We start from the raw sequence: 18,291 nt of genomic DNA, 5'->3' as shown, positions 1-18,291 counted from the left end.
CCTTCCAAGTACCAGCGTGTCCGAGCGGGTTGTTCGCCCACTGGGCCCTGGTCATGTACGGCAGGTAGGTGAGGTTGTTGAATGCCCACCCCTGCTGACGGACGAAGGAGCCGTTCGCGTTGCGGGTCACCGTGGTTGCCCAGATCTCCGTGCGGCAGCGGGTCGTCTGTGAGTAGGTCTCGCAGGTGGTGAGCCACTGACGTCCGTTGAAGATGTGGTAGCCGGGGACGGTGTAGGGGATCGACGGCGCCCAAGCCGGAGCACTCGGCGTCGGCGTCGGCGTCGGCGTGGGTGTCGGAGTGACCTTGGCCTTGATCGCATAGGCGACCAGAACCGTCGTCCTGTTACCAGAAGCGTCCGAGACCGTCACCGTCGCGGTTCCCGAGCCAGCCGTGGTCGGCTGACCGGAGATCAATCCGGTGGTCGCATGGATCGACAACCCGGCTGGCAGCCCGGTCGCCGAGAAGGTGATCGGCTGGAGGTCCGTGGCCTTGACCTGGACACTGACCCGGTCGCCGACCTGGGCGTTGATCGGTGGCACTGCCTCGACGACCGGCTTGGTCGTGTCCTCGACGATGATCGTCAGATCCTCGCTGTCGGAGCGGTCGAGCGCATCCTTGACCGTGACGGTCACGTCCGAGGTCCCGAGCGCCGTCGGCGTTCCGGTGATCGCGCCAGTGGTGGCATTGATCGTGACCCCGGCGGGCAGACCCGTGGCGGACCAGGTGAGTGCACCCGAGCCCCCCGTGACGGTCGGGTTGATGACGACGGGTGAACCGAACTCGATCGTGGCATCGGACAGATCGCCGATTTCCGGAGCAGCGGGGACGCCAACCTGGACAGTGATCTCGGCCGTGGCCGAAACCTGACCACCGGTTGCCTTGACCTCAGCCTTGCCCACTGCCGTGCCCGAGGGGACGGTGATCGATGCGGTGAAGAACCCCGTCGCGTCGGCCGTGGCCTGAACCGATGCGGAACCGAGCGTCACCGTGACATTCCCTGCCGGGAAACCGCCACCGCTGACGCTCACGACGCCACCTGGGGCGACCGTCGTCGGCGAGACCGACAGGGCCGCGGCCAGCGGGACATCCGGGAGCGTCTCCGGGGCCGGAGCAGCAACTCCGGTGACCCGCAGCTCGGCCACGCTCGTCCAGGCCTGATTCAGGACCGCAGACGTCGAGCGGAGCTTGAGGTAGCGCGCCGTGACCGGCTCGCTGAACGTCACGGTCTTGGCGTCGGTGTTTGCCGTCGACCAGGTGCCGCTGTCGATCATCGAGTAGGTGGCATCGGCGGGCTCCGGGAAGCTACTCGTCCTCAGTTCCGCCGCAGTCGGGGCGACCCAGGTGCCACCGGTTGCCTCATACAACTCCCAGTTCGCGATCTGGCCGTTGCACGCCGTCGGCGAGTTCGAACCCGAGCAGGTCGACTTCGGCCTCGGCACGTACGTGAACGACGTCAGCGTCTTCTCAGAGCCGAGGTCGATCACGATGTAGTGCGGCTGGGGCGTGCTGCTGCCCTGCCACTGCGTGTGCCAGAAGGTGGTGGTGTCGCCGTCGATCGCGGCCGACACAAACCCGCTGACATCACCCTCGCCGCCGGCTTCGGCCGAGTTCCACGCCGCGACCCCCTTGGCGGTGATCGCCGCCGGATCCTGGAGCGTGATCCGCGACGTCACCGACGCGCTAAGCCCATCAGGGGTGGTGACGGTGGCCCGGATCTCCCCGGCCGTTCCGGTCTGGGGCGCGCGCACCGTGATGCTCGCCGTCCCATTGCTGACCCACTGCGCCGACGGCGACACCTGCCACCCGGCCGGTGCGGTGATCGACAGCTTCGACATCGGGGGCAGATCCTTCAGCGTGTAGCTGATGGTGCCGTCCGACGAAAGGACGAGGCTCGTGGGCGCCGAGGCGACCTCGATCTTCGGCGAGACGCCCACGGTGAGCGTGAACTCGACCGTTGCCTCGTTGCCGACGGCATCGGCGACCGTCACCTCGACGGGGAACGCCCCCTTCTCGGTCGACGTGCCGCTGATCAGGCCTTCGTCGTCAATGGACACCCCGTCGGGAAGCCCGGTTGCGCTGAAGGACAGCGGCAGGCTCCGGTCGGTTGCCTCGACCTGGATGTCGACGGCGTCACCGAACTCGACGAAGGTGTCGTCGATCGCCTCGACCACGGGGGGCCTGCGATCGGTGTCGTCACCGGAGACGACGACCTGCGCGTAGTCGCTGACGGCGAGGCGCTGTCCGCTGACCGCATCGGCGACCACGGCGCGCACCCGGTAGGTGCCGTTGATCTCAAGGACCCGCTCTGCAGGTGCGACCACTGGGGTGGTGGCCCCACGGTCGAGCCATTCGAACGTCGTCGTGGTGACGGCGCCGTCAGCCAGCCCCGTCGGGGCCGTGACCGTGGCGGTGGCCTTGACGGTCTCTGCCGGGGCCATGGTCGACCTGTCTAGCGCGACCGTCGCCGAGTAGGTCGGCGCGCCTGGCGCCTCGTACGGGGTGAAGTCGCCGACGGCGCCGGTGGTCGAATGCACGGGCACGAGCCTGACGGTGGTCGGGCCCTGGCCTGCGGCCTTCGAGAGCACCGCGACGGCGATCTCGTTGCTGCCCTGCGGGTTCAGCCAGCCGGACGGGATGGTGAACGACGACTGCGGGCCGACATCACCGATGAACATGCCGACGTTCCAGCCGTTGACGTACAGGTAGGCCTGCGAGCCGTTGGTCCTGGTCGCGGTGCTGCCGCCGAAGTTCGCAGCCTCCACGTTCAGCCGCCAAGCGGTGTCCTGGCCCTCCGGAACGTTCAGGTCCGCGGTGGTGCGGTACCAGGTGACGCCGGGCGTGTCGGCGACCATGGTCGTGGCGGCATCCCAGTCGGAGGTGGGGTAACCGGGCAGGTACCAGCCGGCCCGCTCACCGTAGAGGCCACCGACGTTGTACTCGCCGCGCACCTCATCGCCCGAGCTCTGCGGGTCGTCGGCACCCTGGATCTTCCAGGCCACCGCGCCCTCCGCGGAGAGCGCCGCCTCATAGAGGCCGCGGTTCTGCCGCGACAGGCCGTCATCGGACCAGTCGAGATTCAGGCCGAGGTTGTTGGCGAGCACCGAGACGACGACCGGCTGGCCGGCCACCACCGCACCGGCCGGTGCGGGGATCGACTGGGTCGACCCGTTCAGGGTGCGGGCACCGGCGTAGACGCCGTTGACCCAGACCTGGAAGAACGCGGGGTTCTTGCGCTGGGCCCCGAACGTGCCGCCGTTGCCGCGGAAAGTCAGGGTCGGGTCGCTGGTGGCGGCCGTGTACTTCGCCCGGTACCAGACCGAACCGTTGTGGAAGCCGTAGCGGTTGGAGTCGAGGATGACGCCGTTGCTGCCGGGGCCCTGGTATGGGTTCAGGCGGTCGGTGGCGTTCGCGACCGTCCAGGCCGAGTCGTCGAAATCGACTGCCGCCTCGGGGTTCTCGCTCGCCTTCACCCAGGTGAGGGTTGGCTCCGAGACGGCTGTGGCACCTGGCGCCGCGGCCGTCAGTGCCGACCCGTTCCAGGTGTAGGACGTGATCCCGGCCGGTAGCGTGACGCTCAGCGTGCCGGATTCACTCATGGAACCGGTGATGTGTGCCGTGGAGCCTTCGAAGGTGACGCCACGGACGAACTCGGCGCCGGCGACCCACACGGAGTCGTTGCCCGAGCCGCGGATCCCCTCCACGTGCCAGGTATCGGCCGCGGTGTCGCGGTCGATCACCTTCAACACGAGAACGTCACCGTCGGCCTCGGTCAGGACGATGTCCTGCGCCGAGGTGGTGTGGGTGTAGTTCAGCCGGAGTTGCTTCGTGGCCGCGTCGTACGTGCTGGTGACGCCCGACGGCGCCTGCAGGCTGTAGCCCTCCTCCACGCGAAGCAGGGTCTCGCCCGGGTCACCCGGGTAGCCGACCAGGCTCTGCTCGAGTCCACGAGCGGTGGTGAGCGGGTTGTCGAAGACCTGCGAGGTCGTGTAGTACATGTCGAACTCGCCGCCGATCTTCAGGTCGGCGGTCAACATCAGGGCGTCGCGGCCGTGGATACTCAGCTTGGTGTCGGCCTGCTGCGGCACCCGGGTCCAGCCGACGGCGTCGGTGGAGGTCTCCGGCGTGGTGGTTTCCCCGGTGAACACCTTGACGGCGTCGACGGAGAAGTAGGCGCCGCGGGTGTCCTCCGCCCCCGGGAAGAAGGTGCCGGTGTGGACCAGGCGCACGGTGTGGCTGCCAGCGGCCAGGCCGGTCTTCTCGAAGATCACCTGCTGGGGGACCGCGCTCTGCGAGACCTCCTCGCTGGTCTGCCCGACGAGCGTGTCGTCGATGTAGACATCGGCCGGGCCGTGGTTGGTAGAGAACGCGGCGAGCACCTGGAAGCCGGTGCCCTCGAAGGTGAACTCGACCTGGTCACCCTCGGTTCGGGTGTAGGTCTCATCGCCGTCGAGGTTGCCGGAGGTCCAGCTGAAGCCGGACGCGTGGGTCCAGTTGGCGCTCTCGCTGCCGACGGTGGGGGTGAACTGCACCGGCGCCGGGGTAAATGTGAAGAAGTCCGTGTCGGAGTCGTTGTGGGTGACCACCTCGCTGGTGGGGGCACCGAGCACATTGACCGCGTCGATCGCGACCGCCGTGCCGGTGCCGCCGGTGGCGGCCTCACCCTTGACGGTGACCACCGCGGTGTGTGTGCCGGAGGCGAGGTTCTCGGTGCGGTGCACCACCTGCTGCGTGGGGGCGTTCTGCTCCGTCTCGTACCAGGAGTCGAAGTCGACCGCGGCGCCGCCGTCGATCGAGATCGTGGCCTTGCCGTAGCTCGGGCCGCGCGGCGCGATGATCTCGATCCCGGTGCCGGTGAACGGGATGCTCACCGAGGAACCTGCCGTCGTGCTGCGGGTCAGCGTCTGCTGGTACGCGGTCGGTTCGGCGACCTGGGTCCAGCCGTTGCCGAATGTCAGCCGTGTGGAGCGGTCGTCGTCGGTGAACTGGTCGACGGTGCCGCCGTCACCCTCGTCGAGGGTCAGCGGGAACGCGAACGTCGTGTCGGTGGTGGTGTTGGAGTTGGACAGGCGGGCGCCGATGAACCGGGTGCCGTTGCCGGTGACCGACTGGTCGAGATTCTCGGTGGCCTGCCGCTGGTAGAGGTTGACGGTGCTACCGCTCACCTCGGTGGCCGCGGCGGAGTCGATGCGCGACATCGACGCGAGCGGGACGGCGCGCTGGTAGTAGCCCAACTCCTTCTGGACCGCCAGCTTCGGCGTGATGGTGCGGTCCTCGTTGAGGGCCGCGCCGTAGTCGTAGGAGGTGAAGCCGGAGCCGGGGGCCCCGGAGAAGCCCCAGTTGGTGCCACCGATGATCATGTAGTAGTTGAACGCGGTGACGCCCTGGCCGATGTTGTTCATGCCCCACTGGCGGGTGAAGTTCGTGTCGACGAAGTTGGCGCACTCGTCGTTGGCGCTCCAAGGTGCGCCCCACGGGGAGAAGGCACCGCCCTGAGCCTCGGTGATGAAGTGCGGGGTGTCGGGCGCGAAGTTGCGGAACGAGCTTTCCTGATCGGTGATCGTGCCGCGGGCCGCGTCACAGGAGAAGCCCAGCGGGTAGGAGTCGTAGGCGTAGAAGTCCAGCCCGAGCTCACCGGTGTCGCCGAAGCGGCCACCCAGCCCGTAGTCGTTGTGGAACAGCGGCACGGTGATGCCGTCGGCCTTGACCTGGTCGACGAGGGCCTTGAGGAAGTTGCGGCGCGGCTGGTCGTCGGTGATCAACTCGTTCTCGACCTGGTACAGCAGCACCGAGCCGCCACCTTCGGTGACCTGATGCTTCTTGGCGATCTGGTTGAACGCGTGCAGCCACGCCTTCGAGGGCTCGAGCACGGTCGCGTCGGTGGAGCGCAGGGAGGTCGCCATCTTGTTGACCATCCAGGTGGGCAGGCCTCCCATCGAGATCTCGGCGTTGACGTAAGGGCCGGGCGGGCGATGACGTAGAGGCCCTCCTCGGCGGCGATCGTCAGGAGCCGATCGATGTCGTGCGGGGCGGAGAAGTCGAAGGGACCACCCTCCTCGCTCTGGTGCATGCCCCAGAAGAAGTAGAGCGACACGGCGTTGAAACCGGAGGCGCGCAGCTTCTGGAAGACGTCACGCCAACCGTCCTCGTGCGGCACGCGCCAGTGGTGCAGCTCGCCCGACCAGACGACCAGACGTTCGCCGTCGATCTTGAACGAGTGCCCGTCGAACTCGACGTCGTGGGCTTGGCCGTCGTTGCCGGGGAACGTGATGGCGTTGGCGGTGGTCGGTTCATCGGCTTGCGCGGGTACCCCTGTTGTCAGGGTGCCCACCATCAATGCCGATGCGGCTAAGAGCGAGACGAGATGTCTGCTGAATCGTCTGAACACGTGGTGCGTCCTCTCCGATGTGGATGCTTTGCAGGGAGCATTGCAACCGGGAGGCCCACACCACAAGGGCGATGGGCAGATCAGGCGAAACGAACGCGCATTTCTGCTCACTTCCGGTAGGTGATCGCGCCCCGCAGGAAGGTCGCCTCGACGGGGTCGGGCAGCAGGCGGCCGTGGTACGGGTTGTTCCGCGATAGTGACGCGGACGCGGCACGGTCGACCTTTGCGACCCGCGCCGGGTCGATCAGGACGACGTTGGCCGGTTCCCCGACGGCGATCGGGCGGCCTTGGTTCGTCAACGATGCGATGCGGGCCGGGAGGTGACTCATCTTGTCCGCGACCGCCGCCCAGTCGAGCCGACCGGGGTTGACCATCGTCTGGATCACGACGCTGAGGGCCTGCTCCAGCCCGATCATGCCGGGGCGGGCGTCGACGAACGCGTGGTCCTTGTCGTGGGCGGCGTGCGGCGCATGGTCGGTTGCGACGACGTCGATGGTGCCGTCCTGCAGCGCCTGACGAACGGCCTCGATGTGTTCGTCGGTGCGCAGCGGGGGATTGACCTTGAAGGTGGTGTCGTAGCCCTCAAGCTCCCTGGTGCTGAGCAGCAGGTGGTGCGGGGTCGCCTCAGCGGTGACCCGGACGCCGCGGGCCTTGGCCCAGCGGACCACGTCGACCCCCTCGGCGGTCGAGATGTGGCAGACGTGTAGCCGCGACCCGGTCGCCTCGGCCAATTGCACGTCGCGGGCGATGATCGACGACTCGGCCACCGGCGGCCAGCCTCCCAACCCCAGTCGACCGGAGATCTCACTTTCATGGCAGCAGGCGTCGGGGCCTGCCAGGAACGAGTCCTGTGAGTGTTGCATCAGCACGCCGTTGAACGGCTTGATCCATTCGAGGGCGCGGCGCATCAGTTGGGGGTTCATCAGGCAGTGGCCATCGTCGGAGAACATCGTCACGTGGGCGGCCGAGGTGTGCATCAGCCCAAGCTCGGCGAGTTGCTCACCGGCGAGGCCCTTGGAGATCGCGCCGATCACCGTGACGTCGACCAGGCCGGCGCGCCTCCCCAGATCGGCGATGTACTCGGCCCGCTCGGCGGTATCGGTCACCGGCGTCGTGTTGGCCATGGCACACACGGCGGTGAAGCCTCCGCGGGCGGCGGCCTGGGAGCCGCTCAGCACCGTCTCGGTGTCCTCCCGGCCCGGTTCGCGCAGGTGGGTGTGGATGTCGACGAGCCCTGGCAGGGCGATGAGGCCGTCGCAGTCGAGGGTCTCGGCATCGGACGGGGCATCGTCGACGAACACGCCGTCGGCGATGAACAGGTCGGTGCGGGTGCCGTCAGGCAGGGTCACCGCGCTCAGCTTCGTGGATGGCATTGTCACGATTCCCTTCGTTGGGTGCCGGGGTCACCGGCCAGCAGGTGGTAGAGCACGCTCATCCGGACGGCGACACCGGAGGAGACCTGGTCGAGGATGATCGACTGGGCGGCGTCGGCCGCCGGAGACGAGATCTCGAGCCCTCGGTTCAGAGGGCCGGGATGTGCGATGCACGCGCCGGGCTTCAAACGAGCCAGCCGTTGCGCCGTCAGCCCGTATCCGGCGATGTACTCCCGCTCGGACGGGAAGAAGCCGCCGCTCATCCTTTCCCGCTGCACGCGCAGCATCATGACCACATCGACGTCGGGCAGGACCGTGTCGAGGTCGTAGCTGACGTCGACCCCCCAATGCTCGACGCCTGGGGGCAGCAGGGTCGGGGGAGCGACCAGCACGGCGGATGCGCCCAGCTTCGCCAGTAGCAACACGTTGGAGCGGACGACCCGCGAGTGCAGCAGGTCGCCGACGATTGCGACGCGCTTGCCCTCCATCGTGCCCAGGTCGTGTGCCTTGAGGTGTCGACGGATGGCGTGGGCGTCGAGCAGCGCCTGCGTTGGGTGTTCGTGCATGCCGTCGCCCGCGTTGATCATGGAGGCGCGGACCCAGCCGGCCGCCTGCCTCACGGCCCCCGACCCGGCGTGCCGCATGACGATCGCGTCGACCCCCATCGCGTCCAAGGTCATCAGCGTGTCCTTCATCGACTCGCCTTTGCTGACGGAGCTGCCTTTGGCCGACACGTTGATCGCGTCGGCCGAGAGCCATTTCGCCGCAAGTTCGAAGGAGGAGCGCGTCCGGGTCGAGTCCTCGAAGAAGAGGTTGACGACGGTGCGCCCCCGCAGCGCCGGGAGCTTCTTGACGGGCCGAGTCTGCACGTCGTGCATCTCCTCGGCGGTCGTGAGGATGGTCTCGATCTCGTCGCGGGAGAGGTCGGCGATGCTCAACAAGTGCAACATTCAGGCGCTCCGCTCGATGGAGACCAGGTCTTCGCCGTCGGTCTCGGTGAGGTGCACGCGGACCCGTTCCGAGCCTGCGGTGGGGATCGACTTGCCGACGATGTCGGCCTGGATGGGCAGCTCGCGGTGGCCACGGTCGATCAGGGTGACCAGTTGGATGGCACGGGGCCGTCCGAGGTCGGCGAGCGCGTGCAGCGCCGCCTGGACGGTGCGGCCGGAGAAGAGGACATCGTCGACGAGCACAACGGTCCGGTCGTCAAGGTCGCACGGGAGGATGGTGCGCCCGACGCTCCTGGTGGGGTTGGCGCGCAGGTCGTCGCGGTACATCGTGATGTCGAGTTGGCCCACCGGAACGCTCTGTCCGTCGCGGGCCGCGATGTCGGCCAGCCGCTTCGCGAGGGGGGCCCCGCGCGTCAGGATGCCGAGTAGGACGACACCTTCGGAACCGTGGTTCCGCTCAAGGAGTTCGTGAGTCATGCGGGTCATCACCCTCGACATGTCGTCCGCGGACAACATGGAACGTGCGGTCTGTTCCATCGCTTCCCTTTCGAGAGACCATGGTGAATCTATCGCAGCCGGGCCGCGATTATGATCGAGCCCGCCACGGGGCCGCGATTCGGCTAGAGTTCCCTGCATGAATCTGCTGCCTCTTGAGGTCCTTCCCGGCTGGCCCGAGCCCGCCCCGATGTCCGACCTGCACATGTGGCTTCTGTTGATCATCGGCCCCCTCGCTTTCGGGCTGGTCGTCACCTTGATTGCCTTCGCGCCGAAGTTGGCGCGCGGCACCAGCACGGAGGGTTCCGTCCCGGCCCGTGCGCTCGAACCACGCCAGGAGTAGCCGGACCATTAAGGACGAGGGTGGGCCCGATCGGGTCCACCCTCGTTTGCGTCTCCTGCCTCTGGTCGAGCCCCGGAACCGGTCCTGGTCCGGCGCGGATTCCGCGATTCCGCCTCCGTCAGCAGATTCTGGGCGCACCATTATCCAGTCTGAACCGATGAAGGGGGAAAAGTGACTCTCTCGAAGATGGCATCGCGGTACGGGAAGCGCACCTGGCTGAGCCTGGTGGTGACCCTGGCTGCGGCCATGATGATGTCGTTGGGAGCGGCCGAGCTCGCCTGGGCGGCCAGTCTTTCGACGCCGCTGCTGGTCGGCCCGATCGCGCGAACCAGCACCACCCTCAGCGTCCGGTTCTATCGACCACCGGAGTCCAACGGTATGTGCCAACCCGACATCGGGTACGAGTTCAAGGGAGGCGTGTTCAACGACTGGCACGACGCCGGAGGGTTTCCCCACGCTCCCTGCGACGACCCGGACCCTGGCTACAAGTTCTCGGGCCTGGCCCCCGGGACCAGCTATGTGCTGAGCATCCGCGCCTACCGCATCGTCAGCGGCGTCAAGACCGACTATTCGGTGCCCGCAAGCCTGACTCTCACCACCCTGGGGTCGACGCCGACGCCGACGCCGACGCCGACGCCGACGCCGACGCCGACGCCGACGCCGACGCCGACGCCGACGCCGACGCCCACGCCCACTGGGCTGATTGCGCCAACGCTCGCCCCGGCGCCCTCGGCCCGCACCGACACCACGATCAGCTTCCGGATCTACCGCTCGGTGACCTCGGGGGGCACTTGTCAGCCTGAGATCGGCTACGAGGTGCGCCGGGACACGGGCGGCTGGGTGGACGTGGGGGGCTTCGCCAGCGCCTGCGCCACGAACCCGGTCGGCTACAAGTTCACCGGGCTTACCTCCGGCACCAGCTACGTGCTCAGCGTCCGGGCGTACCGGCTGACCGGCGGCGTGAAGACCGAGGTGACCTCCGCCGCTAGCATCACGGCCAGTACCACCTGAACGGCGTCGTGGCTTCGACGACGACAGAGCCGACTGTCGCGCTCAGCTGAAACCCAGACAGACGGCGGCCCGGGGATCTCTCCCCGGGCCGCCTACGTGTCCTATCCGAATCAGACCTGGCGGCTGCGTTCCTGAGCCTGCAGCGCGCGACGGGCCTCGTCGATGCGCTCAGTGACGGTGCGTCGCACCTGCTCGCTCGGTTCGTTGTCCTCCAACCAGGAGGCGATCGTCGAGACCAGCGATTCCGTCACCAGTGGGGTGGGGAACAGCCAGCGCAGGGCGGTGCCGATCGCCGCGTAGCCGCGTGACTCCCAGACGCCCTCGCGACGCGAGATCCGGCCCAGCAGGTCAAGGTAGGCGGCCGGGTAGCTTTCCAGCACCTCATCCTGGCCGTAGCGCCAGAAACCCGCGCAGATCGAACGGTGCGTCTCATTGGGCACGTCGGGGTCATTTGTAGCGAGATCCCAGGCCAAGGCCTTGGCGTCGGCGTCGGGGCGGGCGGCCGCCGCCCCGGCCGCAGACTCCGCCCCGGCGGACGTGTTGTCGCGGTCCAGTTCTGCGCCGATCTCCTCGTCCCCGAACACGCCAAGTTTCGCCAGCGCCGAGACGATGGTCCAACGCATGCCGGTGTCGATGGCGAGGCCCTGCGGCACCTCCTCGTCCTCGAGCCAGCCCTTGAGGAGGTCGACACCTTGGGTACGAACCGTCGCGATCAGCGCCTTGGCGACCAGTACCTGCTTGTCAGATCCGGGTTCGGTGTCCTTGAGTAGCCGCGCCAGACCGGCAACCAGACGGGTGTTGACCTTGTCTCGCAACTCCGGGGCCGTGAACGCGAGGGCCGCGTTGCCGGCCTGAGCCAACAGCGTCGAGTACGCAGCCATGTCCTGCTCGCTGCGCAGGCCGGACAGCACCAACGAGACGTAATCCTGGGCCGCCAACTCGCCGTCGCGGGTCGACTCCCAGAAGGAGGTCCAGGCGACAGCCCGGGCGAGCGGGTCGTGTAGCGCCCCGAAGTGATCCGTCAGGGTCCGGGTGGACACATCGTCCAGACGGATCTTCGCGTAGGTGAGGTCGCCGTCGTTCAGGAGCACCAGGTCGCCGCGCTGTTTGCCGATCAGGTCGGGGACCGCGGTGCGTTCCCCCGCCACGTCCAACTCGACGAAGCCGTCACGGGCCAGGTCGCCATCTGATGTCAGGGAGTACAGCCCGATGCCGAGCCGGTGCGTGCGCAGCGTCGGCAGTTCCTCCGTGGCCGTCTGGACGACGTCGAACCGGGTGAAACGGCCCTCGTCGTCGAGGTCGAAGTCGGCCGCGAGCGTGTTCACCCCGGCGGTCTCGAGCCATTCCGACGTGAACCACGACAGGTCTCGGTCGGAGGCCGCCTCGAGCTCGACCAGCAGGTCGCTCAGGACGGTGTTCCCGTAGGCGTGTTTGGTGAAGTACTCATACACGCCGAAGGCGAACGCATCTACGCCGACGAACGAGACCAGCAGCTTCAGGACGGACGCGCCCTTGGCATAGGTGATGCCGTCGAAGTTCTGCTCGACCTTCTCCAGGTCGGACATGTCGGCGGCGATGGGGTGTGTGGTCGAAAGCTGATCCTGCTGATACGCCCAGGCCTTGCGTTCGTTGCTGAACGACGCCCAAGGGTCGGCTCCCGTTGCATAGCGCTCGGCGATCGCCGCATTGGCGTAGTGCGACGCCCATTCGGCGAACGACTCGTTCAACCAGAGGTCGTCCCACCAGCGCATCGTGACCAGGTCGCCGAACCACATGTGGGCCAACTCGTGCAGGATCGTGTTGTCCCGGGCATCCATCTCGCGCGCCGTGACCCGTGAGCGGAAAAGGTACTCGTCGCGGAACGTGACGCATCCGGCGTTCTCCATGGCACCCGCGTTGAACTCGGGCACAAAGATCTGGTCGTAGGTGCCGAACGCGTAGGGCACCCCGAACTCGGTCTCGAACACCTCGAATCCCCTCTGGGTCGTGGTGAAGATCCGCTCCGCATCCAGGTACGGGATCAGCGACCGGCGGCAGACAACGGAGGCGGGCACCTCGCCTGATGCCGACTCGATCGAGCCGCGCTCGACGTGGTACGCGCCGGCGACCAGGGCGGTGATGTAGGTCGACATGCGGGCCGTCGGCTCGTGCTCGAAACGGCCGAACCCGTCCCCGATGTCGGAGGGCTCGACGCTTGGGGCGTTGGTGAGCACGACCCAGTCCGACGGTGCGAGCACCGTCAGCTGGAAGGTCGCCTTGAGGTCGGGCTGCTCGAAGTTGGCGTACATGCGGCGCGCGTCCGCCGTCTCGAACTGTGTGTAGAGGTAGATCTGCTTATCGACCGGGTCGACGAAGCGGTGCAACCCCTCGCCGGAGTTCGAGTAGCGGCACACCGCGGTGACCTGTACCTCATGGCCGCCCTCGGACAGCTCGGGCAGGGGAAGGCGGTAACCGTCGAACCCGTCGACATCGAATGACACGCCGTCGAGGCTGGCTTCGCGGACCTCGTCCGCGATGAGGTCGAGATGGGTGGTCCCACCGCTCGATGTGAACTGCAGGATCGTGCTCGAAAGGAACTGGTGATCGGGCTCGGCCACCTCGCGGCCGGTCAGGTCGACGGTGACCCGGTACGCCTCGGTGGCGACGACCCGCGAGCGGGCGGCTGCTTCGGCGCGTGTGATGTTGGACGTTGCCATGCCCGGTGTTCTCCTTGGATCGAAACTTGTCAGCCCCTGGGTTCTGCTCTGACGGCCCCCATTGTTCTACGATTCGGGCGGTCACTGTGGGATATCGGGTCCGGGCGGGTCGCTTGCGCGTGTGGAACGATTGGGTCCATGTCTGATCCGCAAGTCGATTCCGCAGTGACGTCCCCCGAGCTGAGACGCCGCTGGAGCGACCTGAACACGCTCCTGACGGAGGCGCAGGAGGCCTATTACGGCGCCGACGCGCCGACGCTCTCGGACGCGCAATACGACCAGGCGATGCGCGACCTCGTCGCGCTCGAGGCCGACCACCCGTCACTCGTCAACCCGGACTCCGTCACCCAGCGGGTCGGGACGGCGCAGATCACGGAGTTCCAACCGGTGACGCACCTGCGAAGGCTGCTCAGCCTCGACAACGTCTTCAGCGACGAGGAACTGCTGGCCTGGCTGATGAGGACCCCCGCCGTCGACTACCTGTGCGAGCTCAAGATCGATGGGCTCGCCGTCGACCTTGTCTATCTGGACGGCAGGCTCAGCGTCGCTGCGACCAGGGGCGACGGGCGCGTGGGCGAGGACGTCACCCCCAACGTCGCAACCATCCTGGGCATCCCGCACCGGTTGAGGGGCGATGCGCCCGCCGTCCTGGAGGTGCGCGGCGAGGTGTTCTTTCCGGTGGCCGGTTTCGAGGAACTCAACGCGTCGCTGGTCGAGGCGGGCAAGGCGCCGTTCGCTAATCCACGGAACGCGGCGGCCGGGTCGCTCAGGCAGAAGAATCCCGCCGTCACCGCGTCGCGCCCTCTGCGGATGCTGGTGCACGGTATCGGTCAGGTGGAGGGCTTCCGTTTTGAGAGCCAGTCGGCCGCCTACGCCAAGTTGAGGGAATGGGGGCTGCCGGTGCCAGAGACCTTCCGGATCCTGCAGAGCCCCGCCGACGTGCTGGCGTTCGTGGCGCATCACGGCGAGCACCGCCACGACCTCAGCCACGAGATCGACGGCATCGTCGTCAAGGTCGACGACCTTGCCCGGCAGTCCGCGCTCGGAGCGACGTCGCGGGCCCCCCGCTGGGCGATCGCATACAAATACCCGCCGGAGGAGGTCAACACCTTGCTGCTGGACATCCAGGTCAACGTGGGCCGCACCGGCCGGGTTACCCCGTACGGCGTGATGAAGCCCGTGTTCGTCAGCGGTTCCACCGTCGAGATGGCCACGCTGCACAACGCGTTCGAGGTGCAGCGCAAGGGCGTGCTGATCGGCGACACCGTCGTGCTCCGCAAGGCCGGCGACGTCATCCCCGAGATCGTCGCGCCGGTGGTCGCGCTGCGTGACGGCACCGAAAGGGCCTTCGTGATGCCGACGCACTGCCCCTCCTGCGGTACAGAGTTGCGCCCCGAGAAGGAGGGTGACAAGGACATCCGCTGTCCCAACGCGCGTAGCTGCCCCAGCCAGCTGCGCGAGCGGCTGTTCGGGCTCGCTTCGCGTGGGGCGCTCGACATCGAGGCGTTGGGCTGGGAGGGCGCGGCCGCGCTTCTTGACTCCGGTGGGCTCACCGACGAGGGCGACCTGTTCAACCTGACCGCCGCCGACCTGCTCCAGACCGATTTCTACACGCGGGCCGCGAAACCGGCCGAGCTTACGGACGCCGGTGTTGAGGCCCGATCCGGCCGGGTGTTGTCCGCGGTCGGAGGGAAGTTGCTGGCAAATTTGGAGGTGGCTAAGCAGCAGCCGCTGTGGAGGGTGATCGTGGCCCTGTCGATCCGGCACGTCGGCCCGACCGCTGCCCGTGCCTTGGCGACACACTTCCGTTCCCTTGACGCCGTGCGAGCCGCGTCTGCCGAGGAACTCGCATCGGTCGACGGGGTCGGTTCGGTGATCGCGGAGGCGGTGCTGGCCTGGTTCGCGGTCGACTGGCGCCGCGCCATCGTCGACAAGTGGGCGGAGTCCGGAGTCAGGATGGCGGACGAGGTTGATGACACGACGCCGCGCACTCTTGAGGGCCTGACGGTGGTGGTCACGGGCTCGCTCGAGGGGTACTCCCGCGATTCGGCCAAGGAAGCCATCCTGACCCGTGGAGGGAAGGCGGCAGGATCGGTCAGTCGCAACACCGACTTCGTCGTCGTCGGCGCGAACGCGGGGTCGAAGGCCGATAAGGCCGAATCGCTCGGGGTGAGGATCCTCGATGAGGTCGGCTTCGGGAAGCTGCTGGCCGAGGGCCCGGCTGGGCTGGGGTAGTTGGGTTGAGAGCCGGGCTGGCGCGAGCCGGTTGAGCCGTGGTGCGCGTCGGTTGAGCGGGGGTGCGCGTCGGTTGAGCCGAGGTGCGCGACGGTTGAGCCGGGGTGCGCGACGGTTGAGCCGGGGTGCGCGACGGTTGAGCCGGTCCCACCGCGCGGAGCGCCGGGGACCGTGACGAAACCATCGTGGACCTTGTCCGGGGTCTTGTGCTCGGGTTCTTCGCCTTAGGTTCGTATTGTTTGTTCAGGGACGAACCAACATCGCGATGTTAAGCCAAAGTGGGCGTCATCTCGGGACTTGTGACCGGGATTCTGCGCCGGGTGCGAGAGGTAACGCCCACGCGCAGGCGTCGCTGCGCTCCTTCGGCGCGGCTCGACCAGCGCGACGGTTGAGCCGGTCCCACCGCGCGGAGCGCCGGGGACCGTGACGAAACCATGGTGGACCTTGTCTGGGGTCTTGCGCTCGGGTTCTTCAGGACGCTCACGCGCGACCATGAACTGAGCGTCCATCCGACGGCTGGGCTAATGTGGCCGCATCCGAGATTGGAGGTCGCGATGTCTGCTTCGCTGCCCGTGCCGATGCCGTCCGAACCGGCCTGGGACCGGTTCACTGCCGACCCAAGGCGCCCGCGCAACGCCGACATCCGGGTCGGGAACGCCGACCGGGACATGCTCGCCGACCTGCTCGCCGACGCCTACTCGTTCGGCCGCCTGGACAGCGCGGAGTACCACGAGCGGCTCGACAAGGCCATGGAGATCAAGACCGTTGGCGAGATCATGCCCGTCGTCGGGGACTTGATCACCGCACGCATGGCACAGCCGCAGGAGCGCTCTCATGGGCGCCTTGTCGCGGCCAGGGTGCTCATGCTCATCGCGGGAACGGCGGTAGGTCTCAACATCCTCATCTGGGCATTGGCCAGCATCTCCGTCGGTGGTTTCCTGTACTTCTGGCCGATGTGGGTGGCGGTCGGCATGGTGGTGCCCGTCGTGATTGCGTTCGCGCTGCGACGCTCGGACGACTGACTCCGCAACTTAGCGGTGCTGCTCAGCCCAACTGAATTACGCGAGACTCCCACGGGGCGAGCCGCGGCTCCTCCGGTGCGGAGGCGTGCGTGCCCAGCACCAGCACCGCGCCGGCCAGGCCCGGCAGCCCGTCGGCCGGGAGATCGGCCGGGGTGGATGAGCAGTTGGCCAGCACCAGCAGTGCACGGGGCTGGTCTTCATCCCCTGCAGGGGCAGCCTCGAGCGTCCGGGTGAACGCCCAGAGCTGATCGTGGTCGGGCAGCAGCAACTCGAAGCGACCCTCCCGCACCACCTCAAGCTCGTGCCGGAGCCGGATCAGCTTCTGGAAGTGGGCGAAGACCGACGCGGGGTCGCGGCGGGCATCCTCGGCGTTGATGCCGACGTAGTTCGGGTTGACCCCGAACCACGGCGTGCCGTCGGTGAACCCGGCGTTGGCCGAGTCGTCCCACTGGACGGGGGTGCGGGCGTGGTCACGGCTCTTGCGCGTCAGCGAGCGCAACACCTCGACCTCCGTGACGCCCGCCGCGGTGGCGAGCGTGTGGTAGTTGAGCGACTCCACGTCCTGGAAGTGTCCGATCTCCGTCAAGGGGGCGTTGGTCATGCCGAACTCCTCGCCCTGGTACACGTAGGGGGTTCCCTTGTGCAGGTGCAGGACGGTGGCAAGCGTCTTTGCGGAGTGGACGCGGTGCTCGGGCGAGTCGTCGCCGAAACGGGAGACGGCGCGCGGTTGGTCATGGTTGTCGAAGTACAGCGAGTTCCAGCCCGCCTCGGCCAGCCCGTACTGCCATTCTGCGAGGTTCCCCTTCAGACGGGGTAGCGGCAGGTCGGCCAGGTCCCACTTGCTGCCGCCTTCCTGCTTGTCGAGTTCGACGTGCTCGAAGGTGAACACCATGTTCAGTTCGTGCCTGGCCGGGTCGGTGACCCGACGGGCGACGTCGACGGTGGCGCCAGGCATCTCTCCGACGGTGATCAGATTGTTCTTCTCCAGGCCGACCTCGCGGTTCATCTCGGCGAGGAACTCATCCAGCCTGGCCCCGTTGGCGATCTGCATGAAGCCCGCCGAACCAGGGTCGACCGGGCCGCTGGAGGTCAGGCCCGCGGGCTTCGAGATCAGGTTGATCACGTCCATCCGGAACCCGTCGACGCCGCGGCCGACCCACCAGCGCATCATCTCGTAGACGCTGCTGCGCACCTCCGGGGTCTCCCAGTTGAGGTCGGGTTGGGCGGGGCTGAACATGCCGAGGTAGTACTGCCCGCTCGCCGGGTCGAAGGTCCAGGCCGACGGCGCGAAAGCCGCCGGGCTGTCGTCGGGTTCGGCGCCCGGGGTACCAGGCTCGTGCCCGGCGCGGGCCGATCGCCAGTAGTACCAGTCGCGCTTGGGGGACGCCGGGTCGCGGGACTCGACGAACCAGGCGTGCTGGTCGGAGGTGTGGTTGACCACCAGGTCCATCACCAGCTTGAGCCCGCGCTCGTGCGCCCCGGCGATCAGTTCGTCGAGGTCTTCCAGGGTGCCGAACAGCGGGTCGATGTCCTGGTAGTCGCTGATGTCGTAGCCGTTATCGACCTGTGGTGAACGGTAGACCGGCGACAGCCAGAGCACGTCGACGCCCAGTTCGGCCAGGTAGTCGAGCCGCCTCGTGATGCCGGGGATGTCGCCGACGCCGTCGCCGTCGGAGTCCTGGAACGAGCGTGGGTAGATCTGGTAGACGACGGCGGAGCGCCACCACCCGTCGGGTCGCTCGGAGTTTGTCGGGGGGGAGGAAATGTCTGTCATATGTG

General features: G+C 67.6%; 10 protein-coding genes and 1 pseudogene. 4 read left to right on the top strand and 7 right to left on the bottom strand.

All coding sequences use genetic code 11. The features are described from left to right. The 5 genes and pseudogenes from BUC15_RS20660 to pyrR all read right to left on the bottom strand — a co-directional run. Window positions 1-1,837: putative Ig domain-containing protein (locus BUC15_RS20660; RefSeq protein ID WP_245787865.1), on the bottom strand; the 1,837-nt coding region annotated here is incomplete at its 3' end. 156 nt (window positions 1,838-1,993) lie between these two features. Next, window positions 1,994-6,333 (bottom strand): annotated as a pseudogene (locus BUC15_RS20655) (beta-galactosidase); the annotation flags it as partial. A gap of 161 nt (window positions 6,334-6,494) precedes the next feature. Beyond that, entirely contained in the window at window positions 6,495-7,760 is a 1,266-nt protein-coding gene (locus tag BUC15_RS03045) for a dihydroorotase (RefSeq protein WP_073186078.1), read from the bottom strand. 2 nt (window positions 7,761-7,762) lie between these two features. Next, window positions 7,763-8,710, bottom strand: a complete 948-nt coding sequence (locus BUC15_RS03040) for an aspartate carbamoyltransferase catalytic subunit (RefSeq protein WP_073186077.1) — start codon at window positions 8,708-8,710, stop codon at window positions 7,763-7,765. Continuing rightward, complete coding sequence (gene pyrR / locus BUC15_RS03035) at window positions 8,711-9,247, bottom strand: bifunctional pyr operon transcriptional regulator/uracil phosphoribosyltransferase PyrR (protein ID WP_073186076.1); 537 nt, start codon at window positions 9,245-9,247, stop codon at window positions 8,711-8,713. A 97-nt stretch (window positions 9,248-9,344) separates the two neighbouring features. Between pyrR and BUC15_RS03030 the strand changes: the two genes are divergently transcribed. Further along, window positions 9,345-9,548 (top strand): hypothetical protein, encoded by a 204-nt coding sequence (locus tag BUC15_RS03030; protein WP_073186075.1) that lies wholly within the window; start codon window positions 9,345-9,347, stop codon window positions 9,546-9,548. A 171-nt stretch (window positions 9,549-9,719) separates the two neighbouring features. Next, window positions 9,720-10,559: a fibronectin type III domain-containing protein gene (locus tag BUC15_RS19785; protein ID WP_175558224.1), complete on the top strand. Its 840-nt coding sequence runs from the start codon at window positions 9,720-9,722 to the stop codon at window positions 10,557-10,559. 110 nt (window positions 10,560-10,669) lie between these two features. Here BUC15_RS19785 and pepN read toward each other — a convergent pair whose 3' ends face one another. Then, a complete protein-coding gene (gene pepN, locus BUC15_RS03010; protein WP_073186071.1) occupies window positions 10,670-13,255 on the bottom strand; it encodes an aminopeptidase N in 2,586 nt (861 codons plus the stop codon). Between the two features lie 138 nt (window positions 13,256-13,393). Between pepN and ligA the strand changes: the two genes are divergently transcribed. Both ligA and BUC15_RS03000 read left to right on the top strand, forming a co-directional pair. Continuing rightward, a complete protein-coding gene (ligA, locus tag BUC15_RS03005; protein ID WP_073186070.1) occupies window positions 13,394-15,490 on the top strand; it encodes an NAD-dependent DNA ligase LigA in 2,097 nt (698 codons plus the stop codon). Window positions 15,491-16,044: 554 nt separating this feature from the next. Continuing rightward, window positions 16,045-16,512, top strand: coding sequence for a DUF1707 SHOCT-like domain-containing protein (locus tag BUC15_RS03000; protein WP_175558229.1), 468 nt, complete (start codon window positions 16,045-16,047; stop codon window positions 16,510-16,512). 22 nt (window positions 16,513-16,534) lie between these two features. Here the strand turns inward: BUC15_RS03000 and BUC15_RS02995 are convergent, their stop codons facing one another. Next, window positions 16,535-18,286 (bottom strand): glycoside hydrolase family 13 protein, encoded by a 1,752-nt coding sequence (locus BUC15_RS02995; protein WP_073186068.1) that lies wholly within the window; start codon window positions 18,284-18,286, stop codon window positions 16,535-16,537. Between the last annotated feature and the right edge of the window lie 5 nt (window positions 18,287-18,291).

The organism is Tessaracoccus bendigoensis DSM 12906, from assembly GCF_900141915.1.
In the GTDB taxonomy this organism is placed as follows: Bacteria; Actinomycetota; Actinomycetes; order Propionibacteriales; family Propionibacteriaceae; genus Arachnia; species Arachnia bendigoensis.
Note: the sequence above shows the minus strand (reverse complement) of the source record. Positions and strands in the feature narration are given on the sequence as shown.